The organism is Streptoverticillium reticulum, assembly GCF_047456005.1.
Lineage (GTDB): Bacteria > Actinomycetota > Actinomycetes > Streptomycetales > Streptomycetaceae > Streptomyces > Streptomyces reticulum.
Window position 1 is genome coordinate 7,038,976 of the sequence record NZ_CP179755.1, and the last position, 17,360, is coordinate 7,056,335.

The following is a 17,360-nucleotide window of genomic DNA, read 5'->3' on the forward strand; positions in this document are numbered from 1 at the left end:
CGGCACGGGACTGATGGGGTGGGAGGGTGCAAAGCCGTACACCTGACACCCAGCGCCCCGGGGCCACGTGCGAGCGACCGCTGAGCGCGGAACTGGCCTCGGCGGTCGCGGGTGCCCGCAGACGGGCCGCGCGGGACGGCGACCGACAGACCGACACCGCGCATCTGCTGCACACGCTCCTCGAGTCGGACCCCGCGGCACGGCTCGCCTTCGACGGAGGGCCGGCGCAGGTCGCCCGGCTGCTCGGCTATCTCGTCCAGCGCACCATCGGCTACGGGCTGCGGTGGAGCGGCACCGTGGAGGAGTCCGGTGCCCTGCCTGCCGGCGGGATGTCCGGCTGGTCGCCGGCCGCGGTGGCCGCGCTGCGCAGAGCGCACGACCGGGCCCGCGCGCGGGGCGCCGCGCAGGTGGAGGGGACCGACCTGCTGGCGGCCCTCGTGCGCGACCCCGGCTGCCGGGCCGTCGACGTGCTGCACCGGGCCGGCGTCGACACCGACCGGCTGGGGACGCGACTGGGGGTGTGGGCAACGTCCGCGAGTAACACGTGCGAGTAACACCCGCCATGAGCAACGGGGGTGACACCCCTGTCGCTCGCCCGCCCACTGCTGCCATGATGCGGCGGTGCGCGCGTCTCGTGGCAGAAGGACGGGCCTGGTTCTGGCCCTGGTGTCCGCATGTGCCTTCGGAGGGTCGGGAGTTGCGGCCAAACCGCTGATCGAGGCGGGGCTGGGACCGCTCCAGGTGGTGTGGATACGGGTGGCGGGTGCCGCGCTGCTCGTCCTGCCCGTCGCCTGGCGCCACCGCTCCCTGGCGCGGCGACGCCCGGCCCTGCTCGCGGGCTTCGGGCTGTTGGGCGTCGCGGGCGTCCAGGTCTGCTACTTCGCCGCGCTGTCCCGGATACCCGTCGGGGTGGCCGTCCTTGTCGAGTACCTCGGTCCGCCGCTGCTGCTGTGCTGGATGCGGTTCGTGGGGCGCAGGCCGGTGAGCCGGGGCGCGGTGGCGGGCGTCGTCCTCGCGGTCGTCGGGCTGAGCTGCGTCGTCGAGGTGTGGTCCGGGCTGCGCTTCGATGTGGCCGGCCTGCTGGCGGCAGGGGGTGCGGCCTGCTGCATGGTCGGCTACTTCCTCCTGGCCGACCACGGCGGCTCCGGCGCCGATGCCGCCGATCCGGTCGGCGTCATCGCGTTCGGACTGCTCGTCGGCGCCGTGCTGTTGACGGTCGTGGCGCACCCCTGGGACATGGACTGGGCGATTCTCTCCGGCCCCGCGGACCTGGGCGGGAGGCGGGTGCCGTGCGTGCTGCTGGTCGCCTGGCTGGTGCTGCTGGCGACCGTGGTCGCCTATTTCACCGGCGTCCTGTCCGTGCGTCGGCTCTCTCCGCAGGTGGCCGGGGTCGTGGCCTATCTGGAGGCGGTGGTCGCGACGGTGCTGGCGTGGCTGCTGCTGGGCGAGCACCTGGCCGCCCCGCAGATCGTGGGCGGCGTCCTGGTGCTGACGGGGGCGTTCATCGCGCAGACTGCGGCCCCGAGGCGGGCGTCCCCGGGGCCGGTGGCAGGGGGAGGGCGGACGGCGCCGGACGCGCAGAGCCACGGGATGGGGGTTTCGAACGGATAGCCCTCCCCGCCTCCCTCTCCATTCCCGAACCCTGCTCAGCGCCCGGGCAGGTACCCCGGCACCGGGATCCCGGGGGCCAGGTCCTCCGCGGGTATGGGCGTGCCGTAGTGCGTGGAGACCGGCACCACCCCGCTCCAGTGGGGGAGCGCCAGGTCCTCGGGATCGTCGCCGGGCCCGGCGTTCCGCACCTTGGCCGAGACCTCTGCAAGATCGATCCGCAGCACGGCCGTCGCGGCGAGCTCCTTGGCCGTCGGCGGCCGCGAGTCCGCGGCGCGGCCCGGCACGACCTGGTCCACCAGCGCGTCGAGAGCGGCGGTCAGCTCGGTCTCGTCGGTGACCCGCCGGGCCGTGCCGTGCACCACGACCGAGCGGTAGTTGAGGCTGTGGTGGAAGGCGGAGCGCGCCAGGACGATCCCGTCGAGGTGCGTCACGGTCACGCACACCGGCATCCCGGGATCCTCGGCCTGCCCGGCGGCGTTCAGCGGCCGGGACCCGGTCGAGCCGTGGACGTAGAGGCGCTCGCCGATCCGGCCGTAGAGCGTGGGCAGCACGACGGGGGCGCCGTCGCGCACGAAACCGAGATGGCAGACGTAACCGGCGTCGAGGATCGCGTGGACCGACTCCCGGTCGTAGGAGGTGCGGTCGCGGTAGCGCGAGGGCGTGGTGCGCTCGGTCCGCTCGTACGGCTCGTGCGACGCGGGCCGGGTGGCCGGCCCGGCAGCCGTGGAAGAAGCCATTGCGATCTCCATTGCACTAGTGCATACTCGTGTTTGTGCTAGGAGAGTATCGGATCGAAGGTCGTCGCGCAGCGGAGATTTCCGCGAGCGTGGAGGGCGCTGTCGGGGCGGGCCGACTTGCGCCGGGCGAACTGCTCCCGCCCATGCGGGAGTTGGCGGTCGAGCTCGGCGTCAATCCCAACACGGTGGCCGCCGCCTACCGGACGCTGCGCGAGCGCGGAGTGATCGAGACGGCCGGGCGGCGTGGCAGCCGGGTGCGCCCCCGTCCGGCCAGCACCCCGCGGGATCTCATCCAGGTCGAGGTGCCGGAGGGCGTGCGGGACGTCTCGACGGGCAGCCCCGACCCCGCGCTGCTGCCCCCGCTCGGCGAAGCCCTCGCGGCGGCTGCCGCAAGGGCGTTGCGCAGCCCCGTGCTCTACGGCGAGGACCCTGTGGACACGGAGCTGGAGCGGGCGGCCCGGGCGGCCTTCGCGGCGGACGGTCTTCCGGACGGGCCGATAGCGGTCACCTCGGGGGCGCTGGATGCCATCGAGCGACTGCTGGCGGCCCACCTGAGGCCCGGGGATGCCGTCGCCGTGGAGGATCCGGGCTGGGGCAGCCTGCTCGACCTCGTCCCGGCGCTCGGGCTGCGACCCGTCCCCGTCGCCGTCGACGACGACGGCCCGCTGCCCGGGGAGACGGACCGGGCGCTGCGGCAGGGGGTGCGGGCGCTGGTGGTCACCGACCGGGCGCAGAATCCCACGGGCGCGGCCGTGAGCGAGGCGCGGGCCCGCGAGCTGCGCTCGGTGCTCGCCGCCCACCCCGACGTGCTCCTCGTCGAGGACGACCACGGCCACGGCATCGTCGATCTGCCCCTGTTCCCCCTCGCCGGGGCCACCCGCCACTGGGCGCTCGTCCGGTCCTTCGCCAAGGCCTACGGGCCCGACCTCCGGATAGCGGTGCTCACGGGCGACGCCGTGACCGTCGACCGGGTGCGGGGGCGGCAGCGCCTGGGCCCCGGCTGGGTCAGCCACCTGCTGCAGGACGCGGTGCTGCACCTCTGGCGCTCGGGGGCGGTCGACGAGGCGGCGGTCGCCGCCTCGTACGGGCGGCGCCGGGAAGCGCTGATAACGGCCTTGCGGGAGCGGGGAATTGCCGCGCACGGGCGCAGCGGGATGAACGTGTGGCTGCCCGTGCCGGACGAGACGGGGGCGGTGGCGCGGCTGCTGCAGTCCGGGTGGGCCGTGGCGCCCGGTGCGCGCTTCCGGCTCTCTTCCCCGCCCGGGGTGCGGCTCACCGTGTCGGCGATGGCGCTGGAGGAGGCGGAGGCGGTCGCGGATGCCGTGGCGTCCGCGACCGGGCCGGGCTCCCTCGGGCGGCGCTACGACTGACGGCCTCCGGCCGCCTTCCCGGTGCGGGCCCTGCTCTGCGTGAGGGCCGCTCCGGCCAGCACGATCACCGCGCCGACCGGGGTGTTCCAGGTGAGCCGCTCGCCCAGCAGCGCCACGCCGGCCGCAGTGGCGACGACCGGGATGAAGTAGGTGGTCAGCGTCGCGGTCGTCGGCCCGACCTCGGCGACCAGCCCGAACTGCACGAGCATCGCGAAGCCCGTGCCCAGGGCGCCGAGCGCGAGGATCGCCAGCACGGGCACGAGGTGGAAGGAGGTGGGCAGCGGGCTGCTGAGCGGAGCGACGACCGCCAGCTGGGCGGTGCCGACGAGCAGTTGGCCGCCGGTGAGCGAGAGGTTGGACTCGCCCGTGCCGGAGAGGGTGCGCCGGACGTAGATCCAGCCGATCGCGTAGCAGGCGGAGGCGACCAGAGCCATCACGGTGCCCGCGGGGTCCTGGCCGGAGAAGCCCTGCCAGGCTCCCAACACGGTGAGGACCCCGACGAAGCCGAGGCCGAGGCCGGCGAACCGGCGCCGTGTCGGCCGGTCCTCGGAGAGCGCCACCAGGGAGAGCAGCATGCCCCACAGCGGGGTGGTGGCATTGCAGATGCCGGCCAGCGTGGAGGGGATGGTCAGCTCGGAGTAGGCGAAGAGCGTGAAGGGGAGCGCATTGAGCAGCAGGGCGGCGACGGCCAGATGCAGCCACGTACGGGGAGCCCGGGGAAGCCGCTGCCGCTTGACGGCCAGCGCTGCCAGCAGCACCGCGGTGCCGAAGAACATCCGGCCGAAGGAGACGTACGCCGGGGCGTAGCCCTCGGTGCCGAGCTTCATGAAAAGGAAGCTGAACCCCCAGATGAGCGCGAGAGCGCCGAAGCGTATCCGCCAGTCCACCGCGGAACGCCCCGGGTCGGCGGGAGCCGGCGCCGGGGAAGCCGGGGCGGACGAGTCGAGTGAGGAGGGTGAGAGGGACGACGAGGAGGGCGAGGAGTCAGGGGTGGCCACGGTGCTCATGATGATCACCATGCCGGGTTCCACCCATTAGGACAAGCAAATAAAATTTCGGCTCATCGCGTAGCATCGCTTACATGTTGAACCTGGACCGCCTGCGGACCCTCAACGCCGTCGCCCGCCACGGCTCCGTCAGCGCTGCCGCGGACGGGCTGCACGTCACCACCTCGGCGGTCTCCCAGCAGCTCGCCAAGCTGGAGCGGGAGACGGGCCAGCAACTGCTGGCCAAGCAGGGGCGCGGGGTGCGGCTCACCGATGCCGGGCGGCTGCTGGCGGAGCACGCCTCGCGCATTCTCTCTCAGGTGGAGCTGGCCCAGGCCGACCTGGAGGCCCAGCGCGGCCAGGCCGTGGGCGAGCTGGTGCTGGGCGCCTTCCCGACGGCGGCCCGCGGCCTGGCCCCGGTCGCGCTCGCTGGCCTGCGCGCGAGCCAGCCGCAACTGCGCGTCCGGCTGGAGGAGATGGACCCGGACCTGTCCCTGCCCCGCGTGGTGCGCGGCGACATGGACGTCGCCGTCGTGCTCGAGTGGCACAACCATCCGCTGCCGATCGACGAGGCGCTGACCAGGGCGCCCGTCCTCGACGACCCCGCCGACGTGGCGGTGCCCGCCGGGCATCCGCTCGCCGCGCGGGACGCGGTGGACCTGGAGGACCTCGCGGAGGAGGAGTGGATCTCCTGGCCCCGCGGGCAGTTCTGCCACGACTGGCTCATGTCCACGCTGCGCAGCAAGGGGATCGAGCCGCGCATCTCGCACATGGCCGACGAGCACCACACACAACTCGCCCTGGTCGCAGCGGGACTCGGTGTCGTCGTCGCGCCGCGGCTCGGGCGCGGGCCGGTCCCGGAGGGGGTGCGGATCGTGCCGGTGCGGCACACGATGTTCCGGCACGTGTATGCCGTATGGCGCGCCGACGCGGACCGGCGGCCGTCGATCCGGGCGGCAGTGGGGGCGCTGCGGGCGGCCGGGGAGGCCGTCTCCCACGCCTGACCTCTACTGTCCCTGCGGGCCAGGGAGTTTGCGGAAGTCCCAGGAGACGATCCGGTCCGGCCGCAGGCGGACCCACGCGTGGCGGCCGTCGTGGGGCATCGCCCCCAGGCCGAAGTACTTGGCCGCGAACAGCTGCTCCACCGCGTCGAGTTCGGGGCACGGATCGCCCCTGCGGGGTGCTTCGCCGACGCGGACGGCCCGGCCCGAGAGCTCCGCACCGCGCAACTCGCCGTACTCCCGCCCGTCGTCGACCACCGCCGCCACCCGCGCCTCGCCCTGCAGCGCCGTCCACCGCAGACTGCGCACCAGCGAGTACAGCCACAGCGCCTCGCCGTCCCAGGCGAACCACAGCGGGCTGACGTGCGGAGACCCGTCCGGGCCGACCGTCGCCAGGCGGCACGTACGTTGAGCGGTCAGGAAGGTGTCCAGCTCCGTCGGCGGCATCATGATCCGGCGACCGTGTCGCTGTGACTGCGGTTGTGACTGTGGCTGTCCGACGGTCATGTGCGGCAGGATGAGGCCTCCTGCTCCACGGCACAAGGTCCATGACACGCGGCCGTACCCACCCACATCAGGGGGCACCATGGCACACCCTGAGCACGACCTGCGCGACCTGCAGGACCCGGCGGCCACCGTGCTGCTGACCGTCGAATGCCAGCGCGGCGTCGTCGGCCCGGAGAGCGCCCTGCCCGAACTGGCCGCCGTCACCAGGGCCTCCGGGGCCCTGGCCAACATCGCGCGGCTTGTCGCCGGGGCGCACGACGCGGGCGTGCAGGTCGTGCACGCCGTTGCCGAGCGCCGCCCCGACGGGCGCGGGGCCAGCCGCAACGCCCGGCTCTTCCGGGCCGCCGAACGGCTGCCCGTCCAGCAGTTGACCGGCACGTCGGCCGTCCGGATCGCGGATCCCGTCCCGGTCGGGGACGGCGACCTGGTCGTGCGCCGGCTGCACGGGCTCTCGCCGCTGGCCGGCACGGGCCTGGACGCGCTGCTGCGCAACGTCGGCTGCCGCACCCTGATCGTTACCGGCGTCTCGGCCAACATCGCCGTCCCCAACGCCGTCTTCGACGCCGTCAACCTCGGTTACACGGCCGTCGTCCCCGCCGACGCGATAGCCGGAGTCCCCGCCGACTACACCGCGGCGATGGTCCGTCACACGCTCTCCCCCGTCGCGACGGTCACCACGGCGGAGGAGGTGCTGCGGACCTGGCGACGGAGGCGGCGGGGCGGCCCCGGGGTCAGTCCAGCGTGATGGAGTCGCCGCTGACGGTGATCTTCTTCGCCGGCAGCGGCGACTGCGCCGGACCGTGCTTCACGCTGCCGTCCGCGACGGCGAACTTGCTGCCGTGGCAGGGGCAGTTGATGGTCCCGCCGACCACGGTCGAGACCGTGCACCCCTCGTGGGTGCACACGGCCGAGAAGGCTTTGAAGTCGCCCTTGGCCGGCTGGGTCACCACGACCTTCTGGTCCTTGAAGACCTTCCCGCCGCCCTCCGGAATGTCCGAGGTCTTGGCGAGCGCCTTCCCCTTGGGCGATGCGGGCGCACTCGCGGAGGACGACTGCGAGCTCGGCGGGGCCGAGGACTGCGACGGCGGCGCGGCCGGTGCGGACGGCGTCTCCTGGGTCTTCTTGTTCGAGCCGCCGCACGCGGCCAGCGCGGCGGCGAGTCCCGCCGCTCCCGCGGACACGACGACGGTGCGGCGGCTCGTGGCGCCGGACGGCGAGGATGACGAGGACGATGACGAGGATGACGAGGATGAGGAAGGTGACACGATCGCTCCTTCGGTGAGGGACGAGGAGTACGAGGAGTCCGAGGAGTCGTACGGACGGGCCGTCCGTTCCGTTCAGCCGTTTCAGCCGTTGCGTTCAGGGGCGGGTGTGCAGGCCGAGTAACCTGGGGCGATGCTTCCCGAAGTCACCGCCACCCGGTATGTCACGCCGTTGCGTGAGGGTGGCTCGCTCCCCGGCATCGTCGAGGCCGACGATCTCGGGACGTACGTCATGAAGTTCACCGGCGCCGGACAGGGCCGCAAGACGCTCGTCGCCGAGGTCGTCTGCGGGCAGCTGGCCCGCGGCCTGGGGCTGCGCGTGCCCGAGCTGGCGGCGATCGAGCTGGACCCGGTCATCGGCCGCGGCGAGCCCGACCCCGAGGTGCAGGCGCTGCTCAAGGCCAGCGGCGGCCTCAACCTCGCCATGGACTTCCTGCCCGGCGCCCTCGGCTTCGACCCGCTCGCCTTCGAGACGGACGCGGCCGAGGCCGGGCGCGTGGTGTGGTTCGACGCGCTCGTCGGCAACGTCGACCGGTCCTGGCGCAACCCCAACCTGCTGGTGTGGCACGGGCAGCTGTGGCTCATCGACCACGGCGCGACCATGATCTGGCATCACAACTGGCCCACGGCGGCGGCCGCGGCGGGCAGGGCGTACGACGCCTCCGACCACGTGCTGGCCTCCTTCGGTCCGGACATCGCCGCCGCGGCGGCCGAGCTGGCCCCGCGGGTGACCGAGGAGCTGCTGACCGAGGTCGCGGCCGACGTGCCCGACGAGTGGCTCGAGGGGGAACCGGGATTCGACGGCCCGGACGCCGTGCGCCGGGCGTATGTCGAGGTGCTGCTGGAGCGCGCCGCCGGAATCGGTGAGCGGATCACGCTCGGCGAGCGTACCGCGGTGAAGCCCTCGCAGGCGCCGGAATGGGTGCGTGTCAGGCTGGACGGAAGGGCTGGAAAGAAGTGAACGGGCGCAACGGACGCCACAACGGGCGCGAGGTGTTCGAGTACGCGCTGCTGCGGGTCGTTCCGCGGGTCGAGCGCGGTGAGCTCATCAACGCCGGAGTCGTCGTCTACTGCCAGGCGAGGTCCTTCGTGAAGGCCTCGGTCCACCTCGACGAGGCCCGGCTGCGGGCGCTCGACCCGACCGTGGACGTCGCGGGAGTCCGGGCCGCGCTGCACGCGGTGGAGGGCGTCTGCGCGGGCGGCGACCGGGCCGGGCAGGCGGCCTGCGACGACGCCGGGCGGCGGTTCCGCTGGCTGATCGCCCCGCGCAGCACGGTCGTTCAGCCCGGCCCCGTGCACACCGGGCTGACGGCGGATCCGGAAGGCGAACCGGAACGCCTCCTCGACCTGCTGGTGCGGTGACGGCCGTCGGGGCACCGTGAGGCGTTGACAGGGGGTGTCGGGGCTTCTAGCGTCTGAGCGGCCGAGCTACTAAGCAGTTGCTCACCTGTGGTCGGACGGCGGTCGGACGGTGGGTGAGCCGCCTTCGAGGTGAGGAGTACCCGCATGTCCACCACCGAGCAGCGCGTCGCCCTGGTCACGGGCGCGGCCCGGGGCATCGGCGCCGCGACCGCCGTCCGCCTGGCCGAGGAGGGCCGCGCGGTCGCCGTCCTCGACCTCGACGAGGCGGCCTGCGCGGAGACCGTGGAGAAGATCACGGCGGCGGGCGGCCGGGCCCTCGCCGTCGGCTGCGACGTCTCGGACTCGGCACAGGCGGACGCCGCGGTGGCCCGCGTGGCCGCGGAGCTGGGCGCCCCGCTGATCCTCGTCAACAACGCGGGCGTGCTCCGCGACAACCTGCTGTTCAAGATGAGCGACAGCGACTGGGACACCGTCATGAACGTGCACCTGCGCGGCGCGTTCCTGATGTCGCGCGCCTGCCAGAAGCACATGGTGGACGCCGGGTTCGGCCGGATCGTCAACCTCTCCAGCAGTTCGGCCCTCGGCAACCGCGGCCAGGCCAACTACGCGGCCGCCAAGGCCGGGATGCAGGGCTTCACCAAGACCCTGGCCAAGGAGCTCGGCAAGTTCGGCATCACCGCCAACTCCGTCGCCCCCGGCTTCATCGCCACCGACATGACCGCGGCCACCGCCGCCCGGGTCGGCATGAGCTTCGAGGACTTCCAGACGGCGGCCGCCTCGCAGATCCCGGTGCAGCGGGTCGGCAGGCCCGAGGACATCGCCAACGCCATCGCGTTCTTCACCGCCGAGGCGGCCGGCTTCGTCTCCGGCCAGGTCCTGTACGTGGCCGGCGGGCCGCTCGACTGACCGCCGGAACCGACAGGAGGACCCACAGGAGGAACGCACTCATGACTGCTCAGGAACCCGCACCCACCGGCAGAGTGGCCCTGGTCACCGGCGCCAGCCGGGGCATCGGCTACGGCATCGCCGAGGCCCTCGTGGCCCGTGGCGACCGCGTCGTCATCACCGGCCGCAACGAGGACACCCTCGCCGAGGCCGTCCAGAAGCTCGGTGCCGACCGCTGCATCGGCGTGCCCGGCAAGGCCCACGACGAGGCCCACCAGGCCGTGGCCGTCGAACGGGCCATGGAGGCCTACGGCCGCGTCGACTACCTCGTCAACAACGCCGGGACGAACCCGGTCTTCGGCCCGATCGCCGAGCTCGACCTCGCCGTCGCCCGCAAGGTCTTCGAGACCAACGTCGTCTCGGCCCTCGGCTTCGCGCAGCAGACGTGGAAGGCGTGGCAGAAGGACAACGGCGGGGCGATCGTGAACATCGCCTCCGTCGCCGGCGTCGCGGCCTCCCCGTTCATCGGCGCCTACGGCATGAGCAAGGCCGCCATGGTCAACCTCACTCTGCAGCTGGCGCACGAGTTCGCGCCCGCGGTGCGGGTCAACGCGATCGCCCCGGCGGTGGTGAAGACCCGCTTCGCCGCGGCCATTTACGAGGGTCGCGAGGAGGAGGCGGCGGCCTCGTACCCGCTGGGCCGGCTGGGCCTGCCGGAGGACATCGGCGGCGCGGCCGCGTTCCTGCTGTCCGACGCCGCGGGGTGGGTCACCGGGCAGACCCTCGTCGTGGACGGAGGGCTCTTCCTCAACGCCGGAGTCTGAGCTTCGCAGTCCGGGGCTTCGGAGTCCGGGGCTTCGGAGTCCGGGGCTTCGGGATCCGGGGCTTCGGGATCCGGGGCTTCGGGTCCGCGTTGTCAGTGGCCGCCGGTAAGTTCTTCCCTCGAGAACGGAACGAACACCGGAGGTTGTCGACGTGACCGTCACCGACGTGCTGCCCGAGTCCTGGCACGCTGTCCTCGGAGAGCAGCTGGAGCAGCCCTACTTCAAGGAGCTGACCGAGTTCGTCGAGGAGGAGCGGTCCAAGGCGCCGGTGTACCCGCCGCGCGGGGAGGTCTTCGCCGCCCTGGAGGCCACCCCGTACGACCGGGTCAAGGTCCTCATCCTCGGCCAGGACCCGTACCACGGCCCGGGGCAGGGGCACGGCCTGTCCTTCTCCGTGCGGCCCGGCGTCAGGACGCCCCCCTCGCTGCGCAACATCTACAAGGAGATGCGCGAGGAGCTGGGCTACGACGTGCCGGACAACGGCTATCTGCTGCCCTGGGCCGAGCAGGGCGTCCTGCTGCTCAACGCGGTGCTGACGGTCCGCGGCGGGGAGCCCAACTCCCACAAGGGCAAGGGCTGGGAGAAGTTCACCGACGCGGTCATCCGCGCCGTGGCCTCCCGGCCCGACCCGGCGGTCTTCGTGCTCTGGGGCAACTACGCCCAGAAGAAGCTCCCGTTGATCGACGAGGAGCGGCACGTCGTCGTCAAGGGCGCCCACCCCTCGCCGCTGTCGGCGAAGAAGTTCTTCGGCAGCCGCCCCTTCACGCAGATCAACGAGGCCGTGGCCGCGCAGGGGCACCAGCCGATCGACTGGCGGATCCCGGACCTCGCGGTTTGAGCGGCCCCGGCCCGGCCCCGGCCCCGGCCCGGGACCGCTCAGACCGCGGGTCAGCCGTACACCTGGTGGCAGATCCGCGAGGCGTCGCCGCCCTGCTGCCACTTGCCGTAGGTGTCGCCCAGCCCGCAGACCCCCTTGCCGGAGCGGGCCGGTGGGGCCGGGGCGGGTGCCTCCCGGCCCCCGCCGGGCGCGGGCTCGGCGCGCCGATTCGCCGGTGGGGGTGCCGGGGGAGCCGGCGGCGGCGCCGGCTCGGGTGCCGAGGCCGGCGGGCCGGCCGGGCGGGAGTCGGCGGGGCCCGTGGTGCGGTCCGGGCCGGAGGTGTCCGGGGGGTGCGCGGGCGAGGAGCCCGCAGGGCGCGACACGGCGCCGGGCTCCCCGGGTTCGGCCGGTTCGCGCGGCTCGGCGGGCTCCCTCGGGTCGTGCGGATCCCGGGGATGCCGTGGGTCCCGCGGATCGCCCAGCGGGCCCTGCGCCTTGCCCTGGGCCCCGTCGGCCGCCGGGGACGACGGCTGCGGCGCCGGCGCCGAGGAGGCGCCGGGGCCGGTGACGGTCAGGCCCTCACGGGTGCTTCCCCGGACCATGCCGGGGCGGGCGCCGGGCCGGCCGCCGGGCGCCGGGGAGTGCTGGGATACGGAGACGCAGCCGACGGCGGCCGACATCGCCACCGCCACCAGGGCTGCCGCTGCGGGCATTCGGTGCACTCGCCCAACCCTGCTTGCGCATGCGGGCAGTTGGGAAGGCCCCGCAGGGGTGAGGAGGAGGCATCCGCCCGCCCGCGCTCCGGTCAGGAGCCGGTCGCGCCGTCGATGCGCTCGCGCAGGAAGTCGGCGTGGCCGTTGTGGCGCGCGTACTCCTCGATCATGTGCACATAGATCCAGCGCAGGTCGACCTGCGCGCCGTCCCGGTGCCGGCGGCCGGTGCTGACGTCGTCCAGCGAGCGGCCCTGCACGATGTCGCGGGCGGCGGCGATCTGCGTCTGCCAGGCGGCGTGGGCCTCGTCCCAGGTGTCCGTCGCGGAGACCCGGAAGTCCCCGTCGGGGTCCTCGTCCGTGTAGTACAGCGGCTCGGCCGTCGTGTCGCCCGCGAACACGTTGCGGAACCAGGCGCGTTCCACCTCGGCCATGTGCCGCACCAGCCCGAGCAGCGTCATCATCGACGGCGGCACGGAGGCCTCGCGCAGCTGCTGGTCGTCGAGGCCGGCGCACTTCGCCGCGAGCGTGGCGCGGTGGAAGTCGAGCCAGCCCTCCAGGCTGCTGCGCTCGTCGGAGATGTAGGGCGGGAACGTGCGTTCAGCGGTTGTCATGCGCGACATCCTGACGCCCCGCCCGCCGCCGCGCCACAGGTTATCCGCCGGGCTCCCCGCAGCCTCTCCGCCACCTCTTCGCAGGTCATCCGCCCAGCATGCCGCGCAGCAGCTCGGCGAACCCCGCACGCAGCCGCGCCTGTTCCGGCACCTCGGTGTGGTACTGCCCGGCGACGCAGGAGAACAGCATCCCCTCGTACCACGCGAGCGCCGACATCGCGTGCCGCTCGGGCTCGGCGGAACCGGCGGCCGTCATCAGGGCGACGAACGGCGCGCGGATGTCCAGGCCCAGCGCGTCGTAGACGGCGCGGAGTTCGGGCCGTCGGTTCGCCTCCAGCGCCAGTTCGTAGCGGGCCAGCGCCAGTTCGCGGTGGCGGGTGAGGGAGCGGTGCAGGGCGAGGGCGAGGGCGTCGGTCAGGGCGTCGAGCCCGCCCGCGGGGTCCGGCATCTCGTCCGGCGCGAGGAGCTCCGTCTCCCGCTGCGCGTGCCGCCGCACCGCCGCCTCCAGCAGGGCCGCGCGCGTGCGGGCGACGTTGGACGTCGAGCCGGGCGGCAGTCCGGCGGCCTCGTCGACCGCACGGTGGGTCAGACCCCGCAGGCCGCGCTCGGCGAGGAGGGCGATGGCGGCGTCGGCGACCAGTTCGGCGCGGGACCGGCCTGGGCGGCCGGGGCGTGCGGTGTTCATGGGGGCCAACCTATAGCGCCCCTTACGGGGCACGTCTCACTACGGGTGTAGTAAGTTCATCTGCGGAAACTACAGCTGTAGTTCCCGCATCGTCGTGTGACGAGGAGCCCCACCGTGGACACATCCCGCACCCCCCGAGCCGTCGTCATAGGCGCCGGAATCGGCGGTCTCGCCGCCGCGGCCGCCCTGCACCGGCGCGGCTGGCACGTCACCGTCCTGGAGCGCGCGCCCTCCCTCGAACCGGTCGGCGCCGGCATCTCCCTCATGCCCAACGCCCAGCGCGCCCTCGACCTCATCGGCCTGGGCGACGAGATCCGCGCACTCGCCGCCTTCCGGGGCGACGCCGGCCTGCTCACCCCGGGCGGCCGCTGGCTGGCCCGTACCGACGGTGCCGCCGTGGCAGAACGGTTCGGCGGCCCCCTCGTCCTCCTGCACCGGGCCACCCTCGCCGGCCTGCTCGCCGCCCGGCTGCCCGACGGAGCGCTGCACACCGGCACCGCCGCACGCCTGGCCGACCCCGGCGCCGACGACCGGTGCGCCCGCGTCGCCACCGACGACGGCGAGCTCGAGGCCGACCTCGTCGTCGGCGCCGACGGCATCAACTCGGCCGTCCGCAGCGCCCTGTTCCCCGGTCACCCCCGCCCCGCGTACGCCGGATTCACCACCTGGCGCATGGTCGTCCCCGCCCCGGAACGGCCGTTCCCGCCGCACGAGACCTGGGGCCGGGGCAGGCTGTGGGGCACCCAGCCGCTCAAGGACGGACGGGTCTACGCCTACGCCTCGGCCCTCGCCCCGGAGGGGAGCCGTGCCCCCGACGACGAAAAGGCCGAGCTGCTGCGCCTCTTCGGCACCTGGCACCACCCGGTCCCCGGCATCCTCGCGGCCGTCGCCCCCGCGGACGTCCTCCGCCACGACATCCGCTCCATGACCCGCCCGCTGCCCGCCTACCACCGCGGCCGCACCGCCCTGCTGGGCGACGCCGCCCACGCCATGACCCCCAACCTCGGCCAGGGCGGCAACCAGGCCATCGAGGACGCCGTCGTCCTCGCCCACCACGCGGCGCCCGGAGCAGCGGGAGCCCTCGACGCCTACACCCGCGACCGGCTGCCGCGCACGATGGACGTCGTCCGCCGGTCGGCCCGTGTCGGCCGGGTGGCCATGGCCGGTGGCGCTCCCGGCCTGTTCCTCCGTCAGGCCCTGATCTCCGCGGCCGGCCGGTTCGCCCCGGGCCTGCTCCTGCGCGGGTACGAGGGGATCATCGACTGGTGCCCGCCGGCCCCCACGTATGCTGCCGAGGCGGGGGCGGAGGTGGAACACCAAGGAGGTCACAGGTGAAGGTCGGCGTCATCGGGCTCGGGGACATCGCGCAGAAGGCGTACCTGCCCGTCCTCACCGCCCGCCCCGGGCTGGAACCGCACCTCCACACCCGTACCCCCGCCACCCTGCACCGGGTCGCGGACACCCACCGGGTGCCCGCCGCCCACCGGCACGCGGACCTCGACTCGCTCCTCGCCGCCGGCCTCGACGCCGCGTTCGTGCACGCGCCGACCGCGGCGCACCCCGCCCTCGTCACCCGCCTCCTGGAGGCGGGGGTGCCGGTCTTCGTCGACAAGCCGCTCGCCTACGACCTCGCGGAGAGCGAGCGGCTCGTCCGCCTGGCACGGGAGCGGCAGGTCTCCCTGGCGGTCGGCTTCAACCGCCGCTGGGCGCCGGGCTACGCGCAGTGCCTGGAGCACCCGCGCGACCTGATCCTGATGCAGAAGAACCGCATCGGTCTGCCCGAGGACGCGCGCACGCTCGTCCTCGACGACTTCGTCCACGTCGTCGACACCCTGCGCTTCCTCGTGCCGGGGACCGTCGACCACGTGGGCGTCCGGGCCAGGGTGCAGGACGGGCTCGTGCACCACGTGGTGCTGCAGCTGTCCGGCGACGGCTTCACCGCCATCGGCACCATGAACCGGATGAGCGGCTCCGCCGAGGAGATCCTGGAGGTCTCCGGCCAGGACACCAAGCGGCAGGTGCTCAACCTCGCCGACGTCGTGGACCACAAGGGACAGCCGAGCATCCGCCGCCGCGGCGACTGGGTGCCGGTGTCCCGCCAGCGTGGTGTGGAGCAGTGCGTGCTCGCCTTCCTCGAAGCGGCGGAGGCGGGCAAGGTGCTGGACGCGGAGGACGCACTGCGCACGCACGAGCTGTGCGAGCGGATCGTCGCGGAGATCACCGGGATCACCGAGATCACGGGATGACGTCAACGGGCTGACGCGGCCGTCGGCTTGACGTGCCGTCGGCGGGTGCGCACCCCCTCGACGGCGCAGAAGACGGCCAGCACGGCCAGCGCGCCGTGGGCCGTCCAGTCGCCCGCCCCGACGTACGGGCTGGTGCCCCGGGCGAGCGGGACGTCGTAGACCACGGCCGTACTGCGCCCGGTGCCCAACCACGGGCCGACGGTCCGCCCGCGCGCGTCCGCGACCGCGCTCACGCCGGTGAGGGTGGCGTGCACCATCGGCCGCCAGGTCTCGGCGGCGCGCATCGCGGCCAGCGAGGCGTGCTGGAGCGGTGCCCAGCTGTGCTGGAAGGTGGAGGTCGCCGACTGGGCGACGAGCAACTGGGCGCCGTCCCGGGCCAGTTGCCTGCTCATGTCCGGGAACGCCGACTCGAAGCACACCAGCGGGCCGATCCGCAGCCCGCCCGCGTACCGCTCCGGCAGCCGCATCACCACCTGGCGGTCGCCGCGCCTGCGGTCCTCCTGCGCCGCCTTGCCCACCGAGGTCGCCCAGCCCAGCAGCGAACGCGCCGGGACGTACTCGCCGAACGGGACCAGCCGCATCTTGTCGTAGCGGTCGCCGGTCGGCCCGTCGGGCCCGATCAGCACCGAACTCTTGAAGATTCCCGGCCGGTCCGAGCGCCGGGCGTCCACATTGACGAGCAGGTCCGCGCCGACCGTACGCGACAGTGCCGCGAGCCGGCTGCTCAACTGCGGCTGCTGCCCGAGGTCCTCGCCGACGCTGCTCTCGCCCCACACCACCAGATCCACGCGCTGCCCGGCCAGTTGCCGGGTGAGCTCCTCCTCGCGGGCGAAGCGCCGCTGCACGCTGCCGACGCCGTCGATCTCTCCGGGCTGTACGACCGCGATGCGCACCGCCCCGGCGCCCTGCGGCAGCGGCGCGCCCAGCCAGATCCCGCCGACGGCCGCCGCACAGGCGAGCCCGCCCGCCACGGCGGTGGTGCGGCCCCGGGCGCCGGAGGCCGAAATCAGCGCGGCCAGTGCGGTGTTGACGGCGACGACGAGGAAGCCGACGAGCCAGACGCCGCCCACCGACGCGGCCCGCAGCGCGGGCGCCACCTGCCACTGGCTCGCCCCGAGCAGTCCCCACGGACCGCCCAGGTACTGCCAGGAGCGCACGAGTTCGGCCAGCAGCCACCCGGAGGGCACCACCAGCAGGGCCGCCGCCACCCGGCCGGGACCGGGCGAACCGCCCAGCAGCCGGTGCACCAGCAGTCCCCACGGCACCCACAGCAGCCCCAGCAGCGCGGCCAGGACGAGGATGAAGACGTGCAGGCTGGGCAGCAGCCAGTGATGCACGGCGAGCAGGAACCCCGCACCACCGAGCCAGCCCTCCAGGGCGGCCCGCCGGGCCGTACCGGCCGACCGCACCAGCAGCAGCCAGGGCACCAGGGCCACCCAGGCCAGCCACCACAACGCGGGCGCGGGAAAGGCCAGGGCGGGCAGCGCCCCGGCCACGACCGCGGCGGCACCGCGCCGCCGGCCGTGCCGGCGCCCGGGCCCGGGCGGGGCGGAGAACCGGAACCGCTTCCTCAGGCCGACCGACGGAACCATGTCCGCGCCTCCCTCGCTCCGGCTGGGTGAGGATCCCACGATGCCACGGCACTCCCGGAAACCGCCGACTTGCTCGGGTTTCCCTCCGGCCAAGGGGCGCGTGCATAGTCGGGCGCCCCCCGGGATCGTCCGTACACCTCGTGGATACGCG

20 protein-coding genes are annotated in these 17,360 nt (G+C 73.9%); 12 read left to right on the plus strand and 8 right to left on the minus strand.

What is annotated here, in order from left to right:
* Positions 1-26 precede the first annotated feature (26 nt).
* Both ACMATS_RS32160 and ACMATS_RS32165 read left to right on the plus strand, forming a co-directional pair.
* Complete coding sequence (locus ACMATS_RS32160) at positions 27-554, plus strand: Clp protease N-terminal domain-containing protein (RefSeq protein WP_414169866.1); 528 nt, start codon at positions 27-29, stop codon at positions 552-554.
* 67 nt (positions 555-621) lie between these two features.
* On the plus strand, positions 622-1,611 hold the full coding sequence (locus ACMATS_RS32165; RefSeq protein ID WP_414169867.1) for an EamA family transporter: 990 nt from the start codon (positions 622-624) through the stop codon (positions 1,609-1,611).
* 35 nt (positions 1,612-1,646) lie between these two features.
* On the opposite strand, the gene ACMATS_RS32170 is transcribed toward ACMATS_RS32165, so the two are convergent.
* Positions 1,647-2,348 carry a pyridoxamine 5'-phosphate oxidase family protein gene (locus tag ACMATS_RS32170; protein ID WP_414169868.1) on the minus strand — a complete coding sequence of 234 codons (702 nt, stop codon included), beginning with the start codon at positions 2,346-2,348 and terminating at the stop codon, positions 1,647-1,649.
* A gap of 35 nt (positions 2,349-2,383) precedes the next feature.
* Here ACMATS_RS32170 and ACMATS_RS32175 point away from each other — a divergent pair, with 35 nt between their 5' ends.
* On the plus strand, positions 2,384-3,718 hold the full coding sequence (locus ACMATS_RS32175; RefSeq protein ID WP_414169869.1) for an aminotransferase class I/II-fold pyridoxal phosphate-dependent enzyme: 1,335 nt from the start codon (positions 2,384-2,386) through the stop codon (positions 3,716-3,718).
* Here the strand turns inward: ACMATS_RS32175 and ACMATS_RS32180 are convergent.
* Positions 3,709-4,725 carry a DMT family transporter gene (locus ACMATS_RS32180; protein WP_390776118.1) on the minus strand — a complete coding sequence of 339 codons (1,017 nt, stop codon included), beginning with the start codon at positions 4,723-4,725 and terminating at the stop codon, positions 3,709-3,711. The genes ACMATS_RS32175 and ACMATS_RS32180 overlap by 10 nt on opposite strands.
* A gap of 74 nt (positions 4,726-4,799) precedes the next feature.
* Here ACMATS_RS32180 and ACMATS_RS32185 point away from each other — a divergent pair, with 74 nt between their 5' ends.
* On the plus strand, positions 4,800-5,708 hold the full coding sequence (locus tag ACMATS_RS32185; protein WP_414169870.1) for a LysR substrate-binding domain-containing protein: 909 nt from the start codon (positions 4,800-4,802) through the stop codon (positions 5,706-5,708).
* 3 nt (positions 5,709-5,711) lie between these two features.
* Here the strand turns inward: ACMATS_RS32185 and ACMATS_RS32190 are convergent, their stop codons facing one another.
* Entirely contained in the window at positions 5,712-6,155 is a 444-nt protein-coding gene (locus ACMATS_RS32190) for a pyridoxamine 5'-phosphate oxidase family protein (protein ID WP_414169871.1), read from the minus strand.
* A gap of 136 nt (positions 6,156-6,291) precedes the next feature.
* Here ACMATS_RS32190 and ACMATS_RS32195 point away from each other — a divergent pair, with 136 nt between their 5' ends.
* Entirely contained in the window at positions 6,292-6,957 is a 666-nt protein-coding gene (locus ACMATS_RS32195; protein WP_414169872.1) for a cysteine hydrolase, read from the plus strand.
* On the opposite strand, the gene ACMATS_RS32200 is transcribed toward ACMATS_RS32195, so the two are convergent.
* Complete coding sequence (locus tag ACMATS_RS32200; protein WP_390776114.1) at positions 6,944-7,477, minus strand: Rieske (2Fe-2S) protein; 534 nt, start codon at positions 7,475-7,477, stop codon at positions 6,944-6,946. The genes ACMATS_RS32195 and ACMATS_RS32200 overlap by 14 nt on opposite strands.
* A 130-nt stretch (positions 7,478-7,607) precedes the next feature.
* Here ACMATS_RS32200 and ACMATS_RS32205 point away from each other — a divergent pair, with 130 nt between their 5' ends.
* The 5 genes from ACMATS_RS32205 to ACMATS_RS32225 all read left to right on the plus strand — a co-directional run bounded on the left by ACMATS_RS32205 (position 7,608) and on the right by ACMATS_RS32225 (position 11,383).
* The gene (locus tag ACMATS_RS32205; RefSeq protein ID WP_414169873.1) at positions 7,608-8,435 is read left to right on the plus strand and encodes a HipA family kinase; all 828 of its coding nucleotides are present in this window, start codon (positions 7,608-7,610) and stop codon (positions 8,433-8,435) included.
* Positions 8,393-8,836: a DUF3037 domain-containing protein gene (locus tag ACMATS_RS32210; RefSeq protein ID WP_414169874.1), complete on the plus strand. Its 444-nt coding sequence runs from the start codon at positions 8,393-8,395 to the stop codon at positions 8,834-8,836. The genes ACMATS_RS32205 and ACMATS_RS32210 overlap by 43 nt, the downstream gene beginning before the upstream one ends.
* A gap of 144 nt (positions 8,837-8,980) precedes the next feature.
* Positions 8,981-9,742, plus strand: coding sequence for a 3-oxoacyl-ACP reductase FabG (gene fabG / locus ACMATS_RS32215; RefSeq protein ID WP_390776111.1), 762 nt, complete (start codon positions 8,981-8,983; stop codon positions 9,740-9,742).
* Between the two features lie 41 nt (positions 9,743-9,783).
* Positions 9,784-10,545, plus strand: coding sequence for an SDR family oxidoreductase (locus ACMATS_RS32220; protein WP_390776110.1), 762 nt, complete (start codon positions 9,784-9,786; stop codon positions 10,543-10,545).
* Between the two features lie 151 nt (positions 10,546-10,696).
* On the plus strand, positions 10,697-11,383 hold the full coding sequence (locus ACMATS_RS32225; protein ID WP_390776109.1) for a uracil-DNA glycosylase: 687 nt from the start codon (positions 10,697-10,699) through the stop codon (positions 11,381-11,383).
* Positions 11,384-11,433: 50 nt separating this feature from the next.
* On the opposite strand, the gene ACMATS_RS32230 is transcribed toward ACMATS_RS32225, so the two are convergent.
* The 3 genes from ACMATS_RS32230 to ACMATS_RS32240 all read right to left on the minus strand — a co-directional run bounded on the left by ACMATS_RS32230 (position 11,434) and on the right by ACMATS_RS32240 (position 13,371).
* Positions 11,434-12,084, minus strand: a complete 651-nt coding sequence (locus tag ACMATS_RS32230) for a hypothetical protein (protein WP_414169875.1) — start codon at positions 12,082-12,084, stop codon at positions 11,434-11,436.
* Between the two features lie 83 nt (positions 12,085-12,167).
* A complete protein-coding gene (locus tag ACMATS_RS32235) occupies positions 12,168-12,686 on the minus strand; it encodes a DinB family protein (RefSeq protein ID WP_414169876.1) in 519 nt (172 codons plus the stop codon).
* Positions 12,687-12,771: 85 nt separating this feature from the next.
* A complete protein-coding gene (locus tag ACMATS_RS32240) occupies positions 12,772-13,371 on the minus strand; it encodes a TetR/AcrR family transcriptional regulator (RefSeq protein ID WP_391156221.1) in 600 nt (199 codons plus the stop codon).
* Positions 13,372-13,485: 114 nt separating this feature from the next.
* On the opposite strand from ACMATS_RS32240, the gene ACMATS_RS32245 reads away from it, so the two are divergent.
* Positions 13,486-14,706, plus strand: a complete 1,221-nt coding sequence (locus ACMATS_RS32245) for an FAD-dependent monooxygenase (protein WP_414169877.1) — start codon at positions 13,486-13,488, stop codon at positions 14,704-14,706.
* Positions 14,703-15,617 carry a Gfo/Idh/MocA family protein gene (locus ACMATS_RS32250; RefSeq protein WP_414169878.1) on the plus strand — a complete coding sequence of 305 codons (915 nt, stop codon included), beginning with the start codon at positions 14,703-14,705 and terminating at the stop codon, positions 15,615-15,617. Before ACMATS_RS32245 ends, ACMATS_RS32250 begins: the two co-directional genes overlap by 4 nt.
* A gap of 2 nt (positions 15,618-15,619) precedes the next feature.
* On the opposite strand, the gene lnt is transcribed toward ACMATS_RS32250, so the two are convergent.
* Positions 15,620-17,209, minus strand: coding sequence for an apolipoprotein N-acyltransferase (lnt, locus tag ACMATS_RS32255; protein WP_414169879.1), 1,590 nt, complete (start codon positions 17,207-17,209; stop codon positions 15,620-15,622).
* Positions 17,210-17,360 lie beyond the last annotated feature (151 nt).

Excerpts from the sequence above, each read along its gene's own strand:
- ACMATS_RS32220 (WP_390776110.1), top strand. The coding sequence starts at position 9,784 with ATGACTGCTCAGGAACCCGCACCCACCGGCAGAGTGGCCCTGGTCACC.
- ACMATS_RS32210 (WP_414169874.1), top strand. The coding sequence starts at position 8,393 with ATGGGTGCGTGTCAGGCTGGACGGAAGGGCTGGAAAGAAGTGAACGGG.
- ACMATS_RS32205 (WP_414169873.1), top strand. The coding sequence starts at position 7,608 with ATGCTTCCCGAAGTCACCGCCACCCGGTATGTCACGCCGTTGCGTGAG.
- ACMATS_RS32195 (WP_414169872.1), top strand. The coding sequence starts at position 6,292 with ATGGCACACCCTGAGCACGACCTGCGCGACCTGCAGGACCCGGCGGCC.
- ACMATS_RS32185 (WP_414169870.1), top strand. The coding sequence starts at position 4,800 with ATGTTGAACCTGGACCGCCTGCGGACCCTCAACGCCGTCGCCCGCCAC.
- ACMATS_RS32170 (WP_414169868.1), bottom strand. The coding sequence starts at position 2,348 with ATGGCTTCTTCCACGGCTGCCGGGCCGGCCACCCGGCCCGCGTCGCAC.
- ACMATS_RS32190 (WP_414169871.1), bottom strand. The coding sequence starts at position 6,155 with ATGATGCCGCCGACGGAGCTGGACACCTTCCTGACCGCTCAACGTACG.
- lnt (WP_414169879.1), bottom strand. The coding sequence starts at position 17,209 with ATGGTTCCGTCGGTCGGCCTGAGGAAGCGGTTCCGGTTCTCCGCCCCG.
- fabG (WP_390776111.1), top strand. The coding sequence starts at position 8,981 with ATGTCCACCACCGAGCAGCGCGTCGCCCTGGTCACGGGCGCGGCCCGG.
- ACMATS_RS32180 (WP_390776118.1), bottom strand. The coding sequence starts at position 4,725 with ATGAGCACCGTGGCCACCCCTGACTCCTCGCCCTCCTCGTCGTCCCTC.
- ACMATS_RS32235 (WP_414169876.1), bottom strand. The coding sequence starts at position 12,686 with ATGACAACCGCTGAACGCACGTTCCCGCCCTACATCTCCGACGAGCGC.
- ACMATS_RS32240 (WP_391156221.1), bottom strand. The coding sequence starts at position 13,371 with ATGAACACCGCACGCCCCGGCCGCCCAGGCCGGTCCCGCGCCGAACTG.